An 18,726-nucleotide genomic window follows, 5' to 3' on the forward strand; every position below is an offset into this window, starting at 1 on the left:
CCATTCCGAACCCGGAAGCTAAGCCCTCCAGCGCCGATGGTACTGCACCCTAACCAGTGTGGGAGAGTAGGACACCGCCGAACTAAACCCGAGTTAGAGCCCCCAACACCACGTGTTGGGGGCTCTACCTCTATGTCTGCATCACAAATCGTTGTTCGCCTGATGCGGCGTGACGATGACGGATGCGGGTCGAGCACTGTAGAGGCGATAGGTTGGAGAGCATGAGTAAGCGACGCGACGGAAGTGAGCCGGTGAACGGTGCCGACCCGGTGCTTCCCGACGATGTGCGGGCATCGGATCTGGACCCCGACATTCGTCGAGACCTGCAATCCCTGGACAAGGTGACAGCGGAGAGAGTTGCCCGACACCTCATCGTCGTCTCTGAACTGCTGAGCGAGGATCCCGGCCAGGCACTCGCCCACGCGCGTGCTGCGCGCGCCCGCGCCGCGCGAGTCGGGGTGGTCCGAGAGACCGCAGGTATTGCGGCGTACAACGCAGGCGAATGGCAGGAAGCCATCACGGAGCTGCGGGCCGCTCGCCGGATGAACGGCGACGACGCACTCCTTCCGCTGATCGCCGACAGTGAACGCGGTCTCGGGCGCCCAGAGCGAGCCGTTGAGATCGCCGCCAGCGCCGAAGCCAAGGCGCTCAGCGGTGACGAGGCACTGGAGATGTTGATCGTCGCGTCGGGAGCTCAACTGGATCTCGGGCAGCCTGAACTAGCGGTCAACGCGTTGGAGGCGGGCGATCTCCGACCCGGGCGGGTTGGCGACGACGCCGCGCGACTGTTCTACGCGTATGCGTCAGCACTCGAAGCCGCAGGCCGCCGTACCGAGGCCCTGACCTGGTTCCAGAACGCGGCGGCAGCGGACATCGACGATCTCACCGACGCCGAGTTCCGGCTCATGGACCTGAATTCCGGAGTCAACGGAGGCTCCGTGGCACCTGCACCAGGGACGGTCGCCGACAGTGCACAGGCCGACGACGGCCAGGATTCCAGGAGCTTGGCGTCGACGTACGATTCCCTTCTGTTCGACCTCGACGGCACGCTGTTCGCCGGTGCGTCGGCGCTCCCGCACGCAGTCGACGCTGTCAATGGCACATCGGTCGGAGTACTTTTCGTGACCAATAACGCCAGCCGTTCTCCGGAGGCCGTGGCTGAGCACCTCACGGCCCTCGGTTTCACGGCAGCACCCGAACAAGTCGTCACCAGTGCGCAGGCGGGTGCGATCCTGCTCGACGAGCGGGTCGCGGCCGGCAGCCGAGTCCTCGTCGTCGGCGCGGACGCCCTGCGCGACGAGGTGGCCTCCCGCGGATTCGTCGTCGTCGACTCTGCGGACGACGATCCGTCGGCCATTGTCCAAGGCCATTCACCGGACACCGGGTGGGCGCAACTCTCGGAGGCCGCGTTGGCCGTGCGACGAGGAGCGACGTGGGTCGCCTGCAATGTCGACACCACGCTGCCCAACGAACGCGGACTGCTCGTCGGCAACGGCTCCATGGTCGCTGCCGTCAGGTCGGCGACCGGGGCAGAGCCGCTGGTCGCTGGAAAGCCCGCGGCGCCGATCATGCGTGACGCGCTGTCGCGGACTCGAGGACGTCGCCCGCTGGTCGTCGGGGATCGTCTCGACACAGACATCGCGGGAGCAGTGACGGTTGGAATCGACAGCCTCCTCGTTCTGACCGGGGTGTCAACGGCGCTCGACCTGCTGGCTGCGCCGCTGGACAGCCGCCCGACGTACGTTGCGACCGACCTGTCCGCCCTCGATGACGACGTCGACATCGCTCTCATCGGACCGCACACCGGCTGGCGAATCCAGGTCGTCGAGGAACACGTCACGGTATCGAGCACCGGAGGCACCGATGCGACGACGATGATCGCGTCGCTCGCCCACGCGGTGTGGACGGCGGACGTCGGCGAGCGCGATCTGCGGATCGCCGCACAGGACGATGCGGCAGCGGCGGCGCTGACGACGGCGGGTGTCAGTGCCCTGCGTTAGCCTGGACAGGCTATGAACGTACCCAATCCTGCCGAGTTGGCCGCGCAGAACGCCCTACGCAGCGCCGAACCCGGCGACCCAGCCGACCATCCGGTCACGGCGACCGTCCACGCGCTTCTCGAGGAGGTGGCCGCGATCGGTGACGTCGGGGACGGCGAGTTCGATCTCGGAGCAGTCTCCCGGCAGACCGAACTGCTGACGCGTGCACACGATGCGTTAGCCGAAGCGTTGGAGGACGTCGGCCGTGGGTGACGCGTCGGCCGCGCAGAAGACATGGGCGCGCACACCACACGAAGGGGTGCACTGATGGCGGCACGAGCCCGACTCGACGCCGAACTCGTCCGTCGCGGACTTGCCCGCTCGCGCGAGCAGGCCCGGGAGTTGATCGACGCAGGGAAGGTGAAGGTGAACGGCACGTTCGCGTCAAAAGCGGCGACTAACGTCGCCAAAGACACTCCCGTCCTCGTCACCGAGCCGGACACCGACGACTGGGCGTCCCGCGGTGCTCACAAACTGCTCGGCGCTCTGGCGGCGTTCGAGCCGCTCGGCGTGCGAGTCGACAGCCTGCGGTGTCTGGATGCCGGTGCGTCGACCGGCGGTTTCACCGACGTGCTGCTCCGGCGTGGTGCCCGCGAAGTGGAAGCAGTCGACGTCGGCTACGGGCAGCTCGTGTGGAAGCTGCAGACCGACGACCGCGTCCACGTCCACGACCGGACGAACGTCCGTCACATCGACGCGGACTCGATCGGCGGAGAAGTGGACCTGATCGTCGGCGACCTCTCGTTCATTTCGCTTCGCCTCGTGCTGCCCGCCCTCGCATCCTGCCTGCGCGTCGGCGGTGACGCTCTGCCGATGGTGAAGCCGCAGTTCGAGGTCGGGAAGGACCGAGTCGGTACCGGAGGCGTGGTCCGCGAACCGGCGTTGCGGGCCGAAGTCGTCGCCGAAGTCGCGGGCGCCGCGCAGGCGCTCGGGCTCGAGACGAAAGGCGTCGTGGCCAGCCCGCTGCCCGGCCCGTCCGGCAATGTCGAATACTTCCTCTGGCTCCGCAAGACCCGAGCACTGCCGGGCGAGGCCTCGGCCGATACCGTGGGGTCGACGCCGATCGGCGACGACGTCCGCGCGATGATCGATCAGGCCGTCACCGACGGACCGACATGACGACGGGAGGGAGAGGTCATGAGTGAGCGAACCTTCCTGGTGGTCGCGCACACGGGGCGCGACTCGGTCACCCAGACTCTGGCGATCATCGCCCAGCGGTGTGCGGCGGCTGACGTCCGGTTGCGGATCGTCGACCACGACACGAGGCTGGCCGCGGAGCCGGCAGCCGAGACCACACATCCGGTCGACCCGCAGGTTCTCCGGGCGATGGGCGCGAATGTCGAGGTGACACATGTGGATTCGACGTCGGCCAAGGGCTGCGAACTGGTCATCGTGCTCGGCGGCGACGGTACCTTTCTGCGTGCCGCCGAGCTGGCGTATCCGGCGTCCGTCCCGCTGATGGGGATCAACCTCGGCCATATTGGGTTTCTCGCCGAAGCCGAGTCGCATCGCGTCGACGAAGTGCTCGAGATGCTGATCTCCGGGCGGTATCGCGTGGAGGACCGGATGGTGCTCGATGTGGCGGTCACCGATCCCGGAGACGTCGAGCCACGGGCACGGACCTGGGCGCTCAACGAAGTCGTTATCCAGAACCGGTCGCACAACGGGGTGCTCGAACTCGTCACCGAGGTCGACGGTCGCCCGGTGTCCGCATTCGGCGCCGACGGGCTTCTCGTGGCGACCCCGACGGGTTCGACCGCGTACGCGTTCTCGGCGGGCGGCCCGGTCATGTGGCCGGACCTCGAAGCGATCCTCGTCGTCCCCAGCAACGCTCACGCCCTGTTTGCGCGGCCGATGGTGACGAGTCCGAGGTCCACGGTCGCCGTGGAAATCCATCGAGACGGTCGCGACGGCGTGGCTGTGAACGACGGTCGCCGGATGATCGACGTCCCCGCAGGTTCGCGTATCGAGGTGTCCCGTGCACCGCGGTCGCTGCGATGGGTGCGAATCGACTCGGAACCGTTCGCCGACCGCTTGGTAACCAAGTTCTCGCTGCCTGTGACGGGCTGGCGAGGAAGGAGCTGACCGCACGTGCTCGAAGAGCTGTCGATCACCAGTCTGGGCGTCCTGGAGTCGGCGTCCGCCGAATTCCACCCCGGGTTCACCGCGCTCACCGGTGAGACGGGAGCAGGCAAGACGATGATCGTGACGAGTCTTCGTCTCCTGTCTGGTGGCCGGGCGGATGCCGGACGGGTGCGTAGCGGCGACGCGAAAGCCGTCGTCGAAGGACGATTCCGCCTGCCCGCCGACCGGACGGACGCGATCGCCGACGTCCTCGAGCAGTCCGGCGCGGACGTCGACGATGACGACACGGTGATCGCTGCGCGGACCGTCAACGCCGACGGCCGCTCCCGTGCGCATCTGGGCGGGCGTAGTGTTCCGGTCGGGACCCTGGGCGCGCTGACGGGCGAACTGTTGGCGATTCACGGTCAGAACGACCAGCTGCGACTGATCCGTGGTGACCAGCAACGCGCAGCGCTGGACCGCTTCGCCGGCGCACCCGCAGCGAAGACTCTCGCGAAATACCGTGACGCACGGGAACGGTGGGTTGCGATAATCGACGAACTCGACCGTCGCCGTGCCGACTCGCGCGAGCTCGCGCAGGAAGCCGACCGGCTGCGGTTCGGGCTCGATGAGGTCGATGCGGTCAAACCGCAGCCCGGGGAGGACGCCGACATCGTCGAGACAGTCCGAAGGCTGACTGACCTGGAGGACATCCGGACGACCGCGTCGCAGGCGCAGACCATCGTCGCCGGGTCTGACGGCGGTTCGGTCGTGGACGCGCTCGGCACCGTCCGCTCGCTGCTGGAGACCGCTTCCGATCAGGCACTGCGCGACCTGAAACCGCGTGTCGAGGAGGCTTTGGCCGTGGTCGGCGACATCGGCGACGAGTTGACCGGCTACTTGGGCGCCCTCCCGGAGGACGCCGCCGACCTCGACACCCTCTTGAACCGCCAGGCCGAGCTGAAGTCGTTGACCCGCAAGTACGCGGCTGACGTCGACGGTGTGCTCGCTTGGCGGGACGAGGCGGAAGTGCGACTGGGCGAGATCGCCGACCCGCAGGCACGGATCGACGAGCTCGAAGCGCAGGCCAACACCATCCGCGACGAGGTATCGGCTCTCGCGACCACGCTGCACGGGCAGCGGAGGAAGGCGGCGAAGTCGTTGGGCGCGAAGGTCTCCGCTGAGCTCACCGGGCTGGCCATGGGCGGCAGCGCATTGGACGTGGCGGTGTCGTTGAAGTCTGCCGACGATGCGCGACTGACGATCGACGTCGCAGGCACGCCGACGACTGCGGGCGGGCACGGAGCCGATCAGGTCGAGTTCGGTCTGGTCGCGCACAAGGGCGCCGCGCCGCTGCCGATCGCCAAATCGGCGTCTGGCGGTGAACTCTCGCGCGTGATGTTGGCCCTGGAAGTGGTTCTCGCCGAACCTGATTCCGGTTCAGTCATGGTCTTCGACGAAGTCGATGCCGGGGTCGGAGGTGCAGCCGCGGTCCAGATCGGTGCTCGCCTCGCGCGTCTGGCCCGCCGCCATCAGGTGATCGTGGTGACCCACCTTCCCCAGGTCGCGGCGTTCGCCGACAATCACCTGGTGATCGGAAAAGAGAGCGGTGGGAGCAAGGGGCGGCAACGATCCTCGCTGACGACGTTGACGCGGGACGAGCGGGTGTCCGAACTCGCCCGGATGCTTGCCGGTCTCGGCGACTCGGAGACCGGTCGGGCCCACGCGGAGGAACTGTTGGCGACCGCGGAAGCCTCTCGAGCCACCGACTAGTGAGCCCGAGGACAGCGGTGCTGCTGTCTTGATGTCACCCGTGATGTTTGTGTGACAAAAGTTGCCAATGTTACGGCGCGCCTCCGTGGCATTCGGCACCGGGCGGCCCACCATGGCAGTCATGAGGATGCCTGCTTTGCTGTCACGCAACACCGAAGAGCTGCCCGGCCTGGTCGGGGTCGTGCGGATCGACAAGAACTCCAAACGCCTCCTCGAACGCGTCGGCGAGGGCGAGATAGTCGTCCTCGACGAGGTGGACCTGGACCGGGTGACCGCCGACGCGCTCGTCGAAGCCGAAGTCGGCGCCGTCGTCAACGCGGCGGAGTCGATCACCGGCCGGTACCCGAACCTGGGGCCGGAAGTGCTCGCAGCGTCGAACATCCCCATCATCGACGCGGTCGGATCCGAGGTGTTCTCGCGGCTCAAGGACGGACAGAAGGCCCGGCTGCACAACGGTCGCGTCTACGTTGGTGACCGAGTGGTCGCCCGTGGCGAGGAGCTCGACGAACGGATCGTCGCAGACCGCATGCTGGACGCGAAGACCGGCTTGGTCGACCACCTCGAAGCGTTCTCGGGCAACACCATCGAGTTCATCCGCAGCGAGTCGCCGCTGCTCATCGACGGTGTCGGCATCCCTGACGTCCGCGTGAAGTTGGAGGGCCGCCACGTGATCGTGGTCGCCGAAGGCTCCGGTCGCGCCGCCGACCTCAAGGCGCTCAAGCCGTTCATCAAGGAGTACCAGCCGGTCATGGTCGGTGTCGGCGTCGGCGCCGACACACTGATGAAGGCGGGATACCGTCCGGCGTTGATCGTCGGCGACCCCGAAGAGATCTCGACGGAGACGCTCAAGTCGGGCGCCGAACTCGTACTACCCGCGGACCCGGACGGTCACGCCTCCGGTCTTGAACGCATCCAGGACCTGGGCGTCGGTGCGACCACGTTCCCGGCCGCAGGATCGGCCGCGGACCTTGCGCTGCTGCTCACCGACTTCCACGGCGCCGACCTCATCGTCACCGCCGGGCTCGGCGGGACGCTCAACGACTTCTTCGACCGTGAACTGCGCGACGAGATTCCGTCGACGTTCCTGACCCGACTCAAGGTCGGCCCCAAGCTGGTCGACTCGAAGGCCGTCGCCACGCTGTACCGCAGCAGGGTCAGCGGTGCTGCGGTCGCAATGCTGATGTTGGCGGCGCTGATCGCGATCATCGCCGCCATCGTCATCACGCAGGGCGGCAGCGACGTGACCGGATGGATCAGCGATCAGTGGGACTCGTTCGCGAACTGGATCAGCGGGGTGTGGAACCGCGAATGATCACCATGCGTCAACACGCGATCTCGCTGATCGCGGTCTTCCTCGCGCTCGCGCTGGGTCTGTTCCTCGGTTCGGGGTTCATCGGCGACCGCGTCAACGCGCTCACCGGCACCGACCGCGACAAGATCGGAAACCTCGAAGACGAGCGCGACAGCCTCGCCGCCCAGGTGAATTCCAACGACAGCTTCACCGCAGCGATAGCCGAGCGGATCACCGCAGACCTGCTCAAAGACCATTCCGTTCTCGTCGTGACCACCCCCGACTCGTCGGAGGCCGACGTCGACGCGCTCAAGACGATGATCAACGACGCCGACGGCACGTTCGCGGGTCAGATCGGACTCACTCCCGCGCTTCTCGGCGACCAGAGCGCCTCCAAACTGCGCACCGTCATCGACCAGTCGATTCCCGCAGGAGCGCAGCTCCGCATCGAGTACACCGATTCGGGGTCGCGGCTCGGCGATCTCCTCGGCGTCACCCTGCTCAACCGTCAAGGCCAGAAGCCCGCCTCGTCGTCGGACCGCGACACCGCGCTCCAAGCGTTGCGCGGCGGCGAGTTCATCGACTATCCAGATGGGACGATCAAGCCCGCCGACCTCGTGCTGGTGGTGACCGGCGGCGAGATGTCGAACGACTCCGGAGCGCAAGGGCAGCTCGTCGCGCGGCTGGCAGCCACCATGGCGATGCGCGCGCAGGGCGGTGCCCTGGTCGGGCGTACCGGTTCGGCCGAGGGCGGATCGCCAATCGGCGTGATCCGATCCGACCCGGCGCTCGGCAACGCGGTGACCACTGTCGACGACGTCGATCTCGAGACCGGCAGGCTGACGACGCTCATGGGGCTCGATGAAGAACTCCACGGTCGGTCGGGTGCGTACGGCTCCGGGCCGGGAGCGACCGCCATCACGGTCGGAGCCGAGCCAGGCGAATGACTCGGCGCTGAGCCGACCGAGGGTGCGACACGGGAACTGAGGCTGCGGCGAACCGTGCAGATCTGCTATTCGACAGCGACCTCCAGAGTGTCGGCGGGACTTCGGCGCGAATGCTGTTAGGCTGAAGTCCCGTAGGTCATCAGGTAATCGGCAATCCTGATACACCCCGACGGGAGAATCTTTTGCGATCACTGCGTTCCGAGCGCGTCGCCCCCAAGCACATCTTCGTCACCGGCGGAGTCGCGTCGTCGTTGGGCAAAGGCTTGACGGCGTCGAGCCTGGGTCAGCTGCTCACTTCACGCGGTATCCGGGTCACCATGCAGAAGGTCGACCCGTACCTGAACGTCGACCCGGGGACGATGAATCCGTTCCAGCACGGTGAGGTGTTCGTCACCGAGGACGGCGCGGAGACCGACCTCGACATCGGCCACTACGAGCGCTTCCTCGACCGCAATCTCTCGGCGTCGGCGAACGTGACGACCGGGCAAGTGTATTCGACGGTCATCGCCAAGGAGCGTCGCGGCGAGTACCTCGGTGACACCGTGCAGGTGATCCCGCACATCACCGACGAACTCAAGTCGCGGATGATGGCGATGCACGACGCAGACGCGAGCGGCGAGACGCCGGACGTCGTCATCACCGAGATCGGCGGAACCGTCGGCGACATCGAGTCGCAGCCGTTCCTCGAGGCCGCGCGCCAGATCCGTCACGACCTCGGCCGCGACAACGTCTTCTTCCTGCACGTGTCGCTGGTCCCGTACCTCGCACCGTCGGGCGAGCTCAAGACGAAGCCGACGCAGCATTCGGTCGTCGCACTCCGAAGCATCGGCATCCAACCGGACGCGCTGATCCTGCGGTGCGACCGACCGGTGCCCGACGGGCTGAAGAAGAAGATCGCGCTGATGTGCGACGTCGACATCGACGGCTGCATCTCGACGCCGGACGCGCCGTCGATATACGACATTCCGAAGGTCCTGCACGCGGAACAGCTCGACGCGTACGTCGTCCGCCAGCTCGGGCTGCCGTTCCGCGACGTGGACTGGACGGTGTGGGGCGACCTCCTCGATCGGGTCCACAATCCGCGTGAGACGGTCAACGTCGCGCTCGTCGGTAAGTACATCGACCTGCCCGACGCCTACCTGTCGGTGACCGAGGCGATCCGCGCCGGCGGGTTTGCCAATCATGCGCGCACCGAGATCAAATGGGTGCCGTCGGACGAGTGCCAGACCCCCGAAGGCGCGACGATCGCGCTGCGCGATGTGGACGCAGTGCTGGTCGCAGGCGGATTCGGCATTCGCGGCATCGAAGGCAAGCTCGGGGCCATCCGCTACGCCCGCGAGAACGGCATCCCGCTGCTCGGCCTGTGCCTGGGACTGCAGTGCGTCGTCATCGAAGCGGCTCGTGCCGTGGGGCTCACCGATGCGAGTTCAACCGAGTTCGACCCGGAGACACCGTCGCCGGTCATCGCGACGATGGCCGATCAGGAAGCGGCCGTCGCAGGCGACGCCGACTTGGGCGGAACGATGCGTCTGGGCGCCTACCCGGCGAGTCTTATCCCCGGATCGCAGGTCGCGAAGGCGTACGGGACGACAGAAGTCAGCGAACGGCACCGTCACCGCTTCGAGGTCAACAACTCCTACCGCGACACCATCGCGCAGTCGGGTCTCGTGTTCTCGGGAACATCGCCGGACGGCCGTCTCGTCGAGTTCGTCGAATACCCGAGGGGCGTGCACCCGTTCCTCGTCGCCACGCAGGCGCATCCCGAGCTCAAGAGTCGTCCCACCCGTCCGCACCCGCTGTTCAAAGCGCTCATCGACGCCGCGCTGCGATACAAGAGTGCGACGCGGCTCCCCGTCGAACTCGAGGGCTATGACGCTGGCGATTCGACGGGGGCTGCCAAGTTCGAGCAGGAGAGCGGCGAGTGACCTCGACGCCGGGATCGCACGAGTTCTCAGTCTCCTCGTCGGAGACGATCTACACGGGCGCGATCCTGGCACTACGCGTCGACGAGGTGGACATGCCGGGCGGGCGGACCGCCCAGCGTGAGGTCGTCGAACACCACGGCGCGGTGGCTGTCGTCGCTCGAGACGATCAAGGCCGGATCGCGATGATCCGGCAGTACCGCCACCCCGTCGGACGACGCCTGCTCGAACTGCCTGCGGGTCTGCTCGACGGTGGGCCGGGGGAGCAGCCTCGCCAGGCTGCCGAGCGGGAGCTCGCCGAGGAAGCCGATCTGGCGGCGGACCGGTGGTCGGTGCTCGTCGACCTCGTCGTGTCGCCGGGTTTCACCGATGAGGCGCTGCGGGTGTACCTCGCCGAAGGGCTGCACGAGCTGCCCGCCGCTGAACGCGAGCACGAGGAAGCGGACCTGGTCGTCGAGTGGGTGTCACTCGCTGACGCGGTCGCACTCACGTTGTCCGGGGAGATCGTGAACGCGACGGCCGCAGCCGGGGTGCTCGCGCTCGCCGCTGCCGACGCGACCGGATCGTCGTTGCGCGCCACGGATGCGCCGTGGGTCGACGAGCCGACCGCATTCGTCGCTCGTCGTCGGTCGTGACGGGTCGGTCGTGACCGGGTCGAGCATCGAACATCTCGTCGGCGCATACATCGATCACCTGATCGTCGAACGTGGTGCAGCAGCCAACACCGTCGCGTCGTACCGGCGGGACCTGCTGCGGTATCAGGGGTTTCTCGCCGACAGGGGTCTGACGGATCTGCGTGACGTCGGCGAGGACGCCGTGCGCGACTTCCTGGTCGCACTGCGACGTGGGGACCCCGACAACGACGTCGTACCGCTTGCCGACAGTTCGGTGGCGCGCACGCTGATCGCTGCGCGCGGATTCCACAAGTTCGCCGCTGCCGAAGGAGCCGTCGTCGACGACGTGGCGCACGCCGTACGGCCCCCGAAACCGGCGCGGCGACTGCCCAAGTCGTTGCCGGTGGACGATGTGCTGGCCATCCTGCAGGCGGCGAGTGTCTCGGAAGGCCCTCGAGCGCTTCGTGACCGTGCCCTGCTGGAGTTGTTGTACTCGTGCGGTGCCCGCATCTCCGAGGCCGTCGGTCTCGATGTCGACGACATCGATGTGGAGCATCGCGCGGTCGTGCTGCGCGGCAAGGGCGGCAAGGAGCGGATCGTGCCGGTCGGGCGTCCCGCGTTAGCTGCGCTCGACGCGTACCTGGTGCGGGGTCGACCCGCACTCGTCAAGAAGGGCACGCCCGCCCTCTTTCTGAACGTCCGTGGCGGACGCCTGTCACGCCAGAGCGCATGGCAGGTGCTCGTCGACACCGCTGAACGCGCGGGCGTCGACAAGGACGTCTCGCCGCACACGCTGCGACACAGCTTCGCCACGCACCTGCTCGACGGGGGAGCCGACGTGCGCGTCGTGCAGGAGCTCCTTGGCCACTCGTCGGTGACCACGACGCAGGTCTACACGCTGGTGACCGTCAACACGATGCGCGAGGTCTACGCGACCGCCCATCCGCGGGCGAAGTAGCGCTCACCATAGGTGAGGCCTCATCCACGGGCCACGGCCACCGTCTCGCGCGTCGCGGGCGCGACTTCGGCGCCGATCCGCGCGATTGTGTCGGCGTCGTCGGTGGCGAACACGAAGTCAGATATTCCATGCTCGACGGCGAGCATCGCGAGATCGGACGTCCAGCTCTCCGGGGGTCCGGCGAGAAGGCCGTCGCGGTCGTCGTCGAATGTGCCGCCGAGGTTCAGGATCCGGCGAACGTCCTCCGGGTCGCGGCCTGCCTCGGCCGCGGCGTCGTCGATGCGGGCGTTCATCTCGGCCAAGTCCGCGACGCCGTTGGGCAGATACGACAGTGATGGAACCCACCCGTCGCACTTGGTGCCGATCAACGCGAGCATGCGCGGGCCGTACGCGCCCACCGAGATCGGGACCGGGTGCGCGGGGGCAGGCCCCCGCTTGGCGCCGTCGACGGTGTAGAACTCGCCCTGGAAGTGGACGCCCGAACGCGTCGAGGTGTCCCACAGCTCACGCATCACGTCGATCGCCTCCGAGAGTGCGCGGCGAGCCTCACCGGGCGTACGACGCGGCCCACCCATCGCAACGATCGCGTCGAAGAATCCGCCGGAGCCCAAGGCCATCTCCAACCGTCCGCCCGAGAGCAGATCGAGGGCCGCTGCGGAGCGGGCGAGCACGGCAGGCGGTCGCAGCGGAAGGTTGGTCACGTTGCCCGACACCGTGATCGCGTCAGTTCGCGCCGCGATGAACGACATCAGCGTCCACGCGTCCAACAGCTTCGGCTGATACGGGTGGTCCTGGACGGTGACGAGGTCGAGTCCGGCCCGGTCGGCGTCGACCGCCAGCTCGACGGCTCGGAGTGGCGCAGCGGACGTCGGCGTCACGAACACACCGAATCGCAAGTCGTGGCCGTAGTCGGGCATCGTGAGAGCTCCTCGGTCGAGGCAGGTGACATCGACGATCCTACGGCGCGCCGACCGCCTCGCGTCACCCGTCGGCACGAGGCCGTAGGATCGCTACAGACAACGGTCGGCGAACACACGGGGGAGCAGCGCTCCGTGTGCTGGAAGGAGCATCGGACAGGTGGATCACAAAGCCGGTGCCAGAGGGCAGCAGGGCGAGTTGGACGTGCCTGCCGAGAAGCTCGGGCCCACCGGTCGTCCGTACCGCGACATCCCCGACCCGCTGCCGCGGGAGAAGCACGGCCCCGCCGTCATCGTTGCGATGTGCAATCAGAAGGGCGGAGTCGGCAAGACCACGTCGACGATCAACCTCGGCGCGGCGCTCGCCGAGCAGGGGCGACGTGTGCTGCTCGTCGACCTCGACCCACAGGGCGCACTGTCGGCCGGACTCGGTGTCCCGCACCACGAACTCGATCTCACGGTGCACAATCTGCTCGTCGCGCCGTACGCGTCGACCGACGACGTGCTGATGCGCACCCGGATCGACGGTCTCGACATCCTGCCGTCGAACATCGATCTGTCGGCGGCCGAGATCCAACTGGTCAGTGAAGTGGGACGCGAGCAGGCCCTCGCACGGGCTCTGCACCCGGTCGGCGACCGTTACGACTACATCCTCGTCGACTGCCAGCCGTCGCTCGGGCTGCTGACCGTCAACGCCCTCGCTTGCGCGGACAACGTCCTGATTCCGATGGAGTGCGAGTACTTCAGCCTGCGCGGACTGGCGTTGCTCACCGATACCATCGACAAGGTGCGCGACCGCCTCAACCCGAGGTTGGAGCTCGGCGGGATCCTCGTCACCATGTACGACCAGCGCACGCTCCACTCGCGCGATGTCATGGGGCGCGTGGTGGAAGTGTTCGGGGACGCGGTGTTCGACACTGTCATCAACCGGACCGTCCGCTTCCCCGAGACGTCCGTCGCCGGAGAACCGATCACCTCGTGGGCGCCTAAATCGTCAGGGGCGGCCGCCTATCGCGATCTGGCGCGGGAAGTGATCGCGCACAACGAACCCCGCGAATGACCGAGCAGGTCGCGGTGGCAACCGACGGCGTCCCCGGGGACATTCAGCACGCTGGGGACATGCAGTACGCCGGGGACACTGTCGACGAGGCTGCGGCGGCCGGCAAGTTCCAAGTCAAGCTCGCAAACTTCACCGGCCCGTTCGACCTGCTGCTCAACCTGATCAGCCAGCGGCGCATGGACGTCACCGAGGTCGCACTGCACGTGGTGACCGACGACTTCATCGCATACACGAAGAATCTGGGAGCTGAGGCCGACCTCGAGCAGACTACCGAGTTCCTGGTGATCGCGGCGACGCTCCTCGATCTCAAAGCCGCTCGGCTGCTGCCCTCGGGCGAGGTCGAAGACCCCGAAGACCTCGCTCTCCTCGAAGCACGAGATCTGCTGTTCGCTCGCCTCCTGCAGTACCGAGCGTACAAACAGGTCGCGCTGCTGTTCGCTGAACTCGAATCTGCTGCGCTGCAACGCTATCCGCGAGCAGTCTCGTTGGAGGATCGATTCGCCGACCTGCTCCCGGAAGTGCGGCTCGGAGTGGACGCGGCAGGCTTCGCCGAGATCGCCGCGGCCGCGATCGCGCCCAAACCGGTGCCGACCGTCGGCCTCGACCACCTGCACGGCTCGCCGGTGTCGGTCCCCGAGCAGGCCAGACGCCTGACCGAAATCCTCGTCGCCGCCGGCGGACAGATGTTGACGTTCTCGCAGCTCGTCGCCGAATGCGACAACGGGCTCGAGGTGGTCGCACGGTTCCTCGGACTGCTCGAACTGTATCGGGAGCGGGCCGTGGTCTTCGACCAGCCCGAAGCGCTCGGTGAGTTGAAAGTCGGGTGGACCGGCGATCGTGACACCGGCGACATCGAGATCGATACGACGGAAGACTACGGATGAGGGGAACGGGCCACCGATGACCGACGAGCCGATCGATACAGACACCGTCGACGTCCCGGCGATCCTCGACGATCCGGAGTTGCGTGCGGCGCTGGAGGCCGTGCTGCTCGTCGTCGACACACCGGTGACCGTCGACGAACTCGCGAGCGCCGTCGACGACGAACCCGATCGCGTCGAAGCGATGATCACCGCGATGAGCGCAGACCTGGCAGCTGCACGCAGTGGCATCGACCTCCGATACGCGGGCGACGGCTGGCGCTTCTACACGCGGTCCGAATACGCGCCCTACGTGGAACGACTCCTCCTCGACGGGACGCGAAGCAAGCTCACGCGCGCCGCGTTGGAGACGCTCGCCGTCGTCGCGTACCGGCAGCCGGTGAGCCGCGCGCGGGTCAGCGCGATCCGCGGTGTCAACGTCGACGGTGTGGTGCGGACCCTCCTCGCACGCGGCCTGCTCACCGAGGTCGGCAACGATCCGCAGACCAACGGCACGCTGTACGCGACGAGTGAACTGTTCCTGGAACGGCTCGGCCTCGCGTCGCTGTCGGACCTGCCCGACATCGCACCGCTCCTTCCGGACGTCGACGTCATCGACGATCTGGGAGACGAGCTCCTCGACGATCCACGATTCGCCAAACTGGGTGTTCAGGCGGCACAATCGAGTGTTGATGCCTCCGCGGAGGCGCTCGCGCAGGCCGACGGACCCGACTGACCGGCAGCCGGCGCACCCACACACAACACAACAGAGTCGAGGAATCGAACATGGCATCCGCTAGCCGAGACGGCAGACCGGGACGAGACGACAGGGGACGCGGGGGGCGTAAGCCCGCAGGCAAGAGCGGCTCCGGCAAGAGTGACTCGGGCAGGGCCGCTGCGGGCAAACCCGCAGGCAAGGGCGGCGCGGCCAGGGGCAAAGCAGGCGCCAAGCGCGGCGCGCCGGCCCCGGGGCAGGGCACCCGAAAGCCGCACCGCAAGGGATCGCGCCCCAGCGTGGAGAAGGGCCAGGCTCGTCTCAACAACGCGCGTCCCGCGCGCCATCAGGTCCCCGTCGTCGAAGGCGACGGCGCGACCTACGTATCCGACGGCATGCGTCTGCAGAAGATTCTCGCAGCGGCCGGTGTCGCGTCGCGGCGCGGCGCCGAGGAGCTGATCGCCGCCGGCCGTGTCGAGGTCGACGGCGAGATCGTCGTCGAGCAGGGTCTGCGCATCGACCCGAACTCCGCGATTATCAAGGTCGACGGCGCACGTGTCGTCATCGACGAGACCAAGCAGTACCTAGCGTTGAACAAGCCGAAGGGCTGGCAGTCGACCATGAGCGACGACTACGGCCGCCCCTGCATCGGCGACCTCGTCGCCGAACGTGTCATGGCCGGTCAACGGTTGTTCCATGTCGGTCGGCTCGACGCCGACACCGAGGGTCTGATCCTCCTCACCAACGACGGCGAGCTCGCGCATCGTCTGATGCACCCGTCGTTCGAGGTCCCCAAGACGTACCTCGCCACCGTGCGCGGCGAAGTTGGGCGTGGGCTGGGGCGGCGTCTGCGCGACGGAGTGGAACTCGACGACGGCCCCGTCTCGGTCGACTCCTACGCACAGTTGGAGCTGCACCAGGGCGAGTCGCTGGTGCGCCTCACTCTGCACGAGGGGCGTAAGCACGTCGTCCGTCGCATGATGGAATCAGTCGGGCACCCGGTGATCCGGCTGGTGCGCACCGACATCGGCGTCGTGCACCTCGGCACGCAACGGCCGGGCAGCCTGCGGGCGCTCGACAGCAAGGAGATCGGCGCGCTCTACAAGGCGGTGGGAATGTGAGCATCGACTCGGCTGACACCGTGACGACGATGCCCGTCGTCGCTATCGACGGCCCCGCCGGGACCGGGAAGTCGAGCGTCGCACGGCTACTCGCCGATCGGGTCCGTGCACAGTATCTCGATACCGGAGCGATGTATCGTGCGGCGACGCTCGCCGTCCTGCGCGCCGGAGTCGCACCCGATTCCGATGAGGTCGCCCGGGTCGTCGCAGCGTCGGACATTCGATTGTCGACCGATTCGGACGGCGCGACCCTCGTCATGCTCGACGGGGAGGACGTGTCCGAGGAGATCCGCACCGAAGCGGTGACCGGCTCGGTGTCGGCCGTCTCGGCGAATGCCGAGGTGCGGGTGCGCCTCGTCGACCTGCAGCGGACGCACGCCGACCAAACGCTGCTCGTGGTCGAGGGTCGAGACATCGGGACCGTCGTCTTCCCGGCGGCGGCGCTGAAGATCTATCTGACGGCGACGCCGCAGGCGCGTGCTGAACGTCGTCACCGCCAGAACATCGCGGCGGGCCGCGAAAGCATCCTCGACGAGGTGCTCGACAGTGTGAACCGTCGCGACCACCTGGATTCGACCCGGGAGGCGTCTCCGCTGCGACCAGCGGACGACGCCGTGCACGTCGACACCAGCGACATGACATTGGATCAAGTTCTCGACACGCTCACTGAGCTGGTCGAGACGCGGATCGGAGGACAGCGGTGACTGAAGAGTTCACAGACGGTGGAGAATTTGACGGCGGGGGATTTGACGCGGGGGGATTTGACGCGGTCGACCTCTCCGTGAACGACGGGACCTGGAGCAGCGAGGAGGATTTCGACCTCGGTGAGTTCCTGACCGACGAGGAGTTCGGCGAGGCCCCGGCTCTGCCGGTCGTCGCCGTCGTGGGTCGGCCGAACGTCGGCAAGTCGACGCTGGTCAACCGGATCCTCGGCCGTCGTGAAGCGGTCGTCGAAGACATCCCGGGCGTGACTCGCGACCGGGTCTCCTACAAGGCCGAGTGGACCGGGCACCCGTTCATGGTGACCGACACCGGCGGGTGGGAACCGGACGCCAAGGGAATGGGCCGGTCGATCGCAGTGCAGGCCGAGCTGGCGATGCGGGCTGCGGACCTGATCGTCCTCGTCGTGGACGCGACGGTCGGTGCGACGTCGGCCGACGAGGCCGTGTCGCGGATTCTGCGTCGCTCGAAGGTCCCGGTGCTGCTGGCCGCCAACAAGGTCGACAGCGAGCGCGCGGAGGCCGATGCGGCAGTCCTGTGGTCGTTGGGGCTGGGCGAACCGTACACGATCTCGGCGGCTCACGGACGCGGCACCGCGGACCTCCTCGACCTGATCGTCGAGAAGCTGCCGGAGAAGCCGCGTGAACGTTTCCTTCCGGGTGGCCCGCGCCGCGTCGCGCTCGTCGGGAAGCCGAACGTCGGCAAGAGTTCGCTGCTGAACAAGTTGGCGGGCGAAGAGCGTTCGGTCGTGGACAACGTCGCAGGCACCACGGTGGACCCGGTGGACGAGCTGATCGAGCTCGGCGGCAAGCCGTGGCAGTTCGTCGACACTGCGGGGCTGCGCCGCAAGGTGCGCACCGCGAGCGGGCACGAGTACTACGCGTCGCTGCGTACCCGCGCAGCACTGGATTCGGCGGAGGTCGCGCTGCTGCTGATCGATGCGAGCGAGCCGATCACCGAACAGGATCTGCGAGTGCTCTCGATGATCGTCGAGTCCGGCCGTGCGCTCGTCGTCGTGTTCAACAAATGGGATCTGGTCGACGAGGACCGCCGCGAACAGCTCGACAAGGAGATCGACCGTGAGCTCGCACGCGTGCCGTGGGCGCGCCGGGTGAACATCTCGGCGCAGACGGGACGCAGCGTCCAGAAGTTGGTGCCGGCGCTCGAAGGAGCACTCGAGTCGTGGGACCGCCGCGTGTCGACCGGCCCGTTGAACTCGTGGCTCAAGGACATCATTGCGGCGACGCCGCCGCCGGTCCGCGGTGGACGTCAGCCGCGCGTTAAGTTCGCGACGCAGGCGGGCACTCGGCCGCCGACGTTCGTTCTGTTCACGACCGGCTTTCTGGAGGCGGGGTACCGGCGTTTCCTCGAGCGCAAGCTCCGCGAATCCTTCGGCTTCGATGGCTCGCCCGTTCGCGTCAACGTCCGCGTTCGCGACAAGCGGGAGCTGCGAAAGAAGTAGGGTGTCTCGCGGGCCCAGCTTTCCTCCCAGTGGGCGAGTGGAGCCGGGCCCCCTTGTGACCACCCGATTCGTCGTCTCCGACCTTCGTCGGATAAGGTAAATCTCGCTTCGTTCGACGAGGCGAACGGGCTGTGGCGCAGCTTGGTAGCGCACTTCACTGGGGGTGAAGGGGTCGCAGGTTCAAATCCTGTCAGCCCGACCGTTCGAACACTGAGGGCCCGAGACATCGTCTCGGGCCCTCAGCGGTTCCTTAGTCATTTCTC

Annotated in this window: 17 protein-coding genes, 1 tRNA gene and 1 rRNA gene; 18 read left to right on the forward strand and 1 reads right to left on the reverse strand. The window is 67.3% G+C overall.

Translation table 11 applies throughout. The features are described from left to right. The 11 genes from rrf to xerD form a co-directional block, all read left to right on the forward strand. Positions 1-83, forward strand: a 5S ribosomal RNA gene (gene rrf / locus L5G33_RS19510); the annotation flags it as partial. A gap of 138 nt (positions 84-221) precedes the next feature. Further along, positions 222-2,000 carry an HAD-IIA family hydrolase gene (locus L5G33_RS04005; RefSeq protein WP_236996872.1) on the forward strand — a complete coding sequence of 593 codons (1,779 nt, stop codon included), beginning with the start codon at positions 222-224 and terminating at the stop codon, positions 1,998-2,000. Positions 2,001-2,012: 12 nt separating this feature from the next. Continuing rightward, positions 2,013-2,252, forward strand: coding sequence for a hypothetical protein (locus L5G33_RS04010; protein ID WP_236996873.1), 240 nt, complete (start codon positions 2,013-2,015; stop codon positions 2,250-2,252). Between the two features lie 54 nt (positions 2,253-2,306). After that, on the forward strand, positions 2,307-3,158 hold the full coding sequence (locus tag L5G33_RS04015) for a TlyA family RNA methyltransferase (protein WP_236996874.1): 852 nt from the start codon (positions 2,307-2,309) through the stop codon (positions 3,156-3,158). An 18-nt stretch (positions 3,159-3,176) separates the two neighbouring features. Then, positions 3,177-4,124 (forward strand): NAD kinase, encoded by a 948-nt coding sequence (locus tag L5G33_RS04020; protein ID WP_236996875.1) that lies wholly within the window; start codon positions 3,177-3,179, stop codon positions 4,122-4,124. 6 nt (positions 4,125-4,130) lie between these two features. Beyond that, positions 4,131-5,876: a DNA repair protein RecN gene (gene recN / locus L5G33_RS04025; protein WP_236996876.1), complete on the forward strand. Its 1,746-nt coding sequence runs from the start codon at positions 4,131-4,133 to the stop codon at positions 5,874-5,876. A 127-nt stretch (positions 5,877-6,003) separates the two neighbouring features. Beyond that, positions 6,004-7,188 carry a putative cytokinetic ring protein SteA gene (gene steA, locus L5G33_RS04030; RefSeq protein WP_236997162.1) on the forward strand — a complete coding sequence of 395 codons (1,185 nt, stop codon included), beginning with the start codon at positions 6,004-6,006 and terminating at the stop codon, positions 7,186-7,188. Next, on the forward strand, positions 7,185-8,114 hold the full coding sequence (locus tag L5G33_RS04035; protein ID WP_236996877.1) for a copper transporter: 930 nt from the start codon (positions 7,185-7,187) through the stop codon (positions 8,112-8,114). The genes steA and L5G33_RS04035 overlap by 4 nt, the downstream gene beginning before the upstream one ends. Before the next feature lie 182 nt (positions 8,115-8,296). Continuing rightward, positions 8,297-10,039 (forward strand): CTP synthase, encoded by a 1,743-nt coding sequence (gene pyrG / locus L5G33_RS04040; RefSeq protein ID WP_236996878.1) that lies wholly within the window; start codon positions 8,297-8,299, stop codon positions 10,037-10,039. Beyond that, positions 10,036-10,671, forward strand: a complete 636-nt coding sequence (locus L5G33_RS04045; protein ID WP_236996879.1) for an NUDIX domain-containing protein — start codon at positions 10,036-10,038, stop codon at positions 10,669-10,671. The genes pyrG and L5G33_RS04045 overlap by 4 nt, the downstream gene beginning before the upstream one ends. Before the next feature lie 10 nt (positions 10,672-10,681). Continuing rightward, the gene (xerD, locus tag L5G33_RS04050; protein WP_236996880.1) at positions 10,682-11,608 is read left to right on the forward strand and encodes a site-specific tyrosine recombinase XerD; all 927 of its coding nucleotides are present in this window, start codon (positions 10,682-10,684) and stop codon (positions 11,606-11,608) included. A gap of 20 nt (positions 11,609-11,628) precedes the next feature. Here the strand turns inward: xerD and L5G33_RS04055 are convergent, their stop codons facing one another. Continuing rightward, a complete protein-coding gene (locus tag L5G33_RS04055) occupies positions 11,629-12,525 on the reverse strand; it encodes an LLM class flavin-dependent oxidoreductase (RefSeq protein WP_236996881.1) in 897 nt (298 codons plus the stop codon). A gap of 160 nt (positions 12,526-12,685) precedes the next feature. Between L5G33_RS04055 and L5G33_RS04060 the strand changes: the two genes are divergently transcribed. From L5G33_RS04060 to L5G33_RS04090, 7 genes are all read left to right on the forward strand, one after another. Beyond that, complete coding sequence (locus L5G33_RS04060; RefSeq protein WP_236996882.1) at positions 12,686-13,585, forward strand: ParA family protein; 900 nt, start codon at positions 12,686-12,688, stop codon at positions 13,583-13,585. Between the two features lie 59 nt (positions 13,586-13,644). After that, positions 13,645-14,469: a segregation and condensation protein A gene (locus L5G33_RS04065; RefSeq protein WP_236997163.1), complete on the forward strand. Its 825-nt coding sequence runs from the start codon at positions 13,645-13,647 to the stop codon at positions 14,467-14,469. Between the two features lie 16 nt (positions 14,470-14,485). Further along, positions 14,486-15,181: an SMC-Scp complex subunit ScpB gene (gene scpB, locus L5G33_RS04070; protein WP_236996883.1), complete on the forward strand. Its 696-nt coding sequence runs from the start codon at positions 14,486-14,488 to the stop codon at positions 15,179-15,181. A gap of 50 nt (positions 15,182-15,231) precedes the next feature. Beyond that, a complete protein-coding gene (locus L5G33_RS04075) occupies positions 15,232-16,281 on the forward strand; it encodes a pseudouridine synthase (protein WP_236996884.1) in 1,050 nt (349 codons plus the stop codon). Positions 16,282-16,310: 29 nt separating this feature from the next. Continuing rightward, the gene (cmk, locus tag L5G33_RS04080; RefSeq protein ID WP_236997164.1) at positions 16,311-16,985 is read left to right on the forward strand and encodes a (d)CMP kinase; all 675 of its coding nucleotides are present in this window, start codon (positions 16,311-16,313) and stop codon (positions 16,983-16,985) included. Positions 16,986-17,062: 77 nt separating this feature from the next. Further along, the gene (gene der / locus L5G33_RS04085; RefSeq protein ID WP_236996885.1) at positions 17,063-18,463 is read left to right on the forward strand and encodes a ribosome biogenesis GTPase Der; all 1,401 of its coding nucleotides are present in this window, start codon (positions 17,063-17,065) and stop codon (positions 18,461-18,463) included. Between the two features lie 125 nt (positions 18,464-18,588). After that, a tRNA-Pro gene (locus tag L5G33_RS04090) sits at positions 18,589-18,662 on the forward strand. Positions 18,663-18,726 lie beyond the last annotated feature (64 nt).

It is taken from the genome of Gordonia liuliyuniae (genome assembly GCF_021738805.1).
GTDB classification, from domain to species: Bacteria; Actinomycetota; Actinomycetes; order Mycobacteriales; family Mycobacteriaceae; genus Gordonia; species Gordonia liuliyuniae.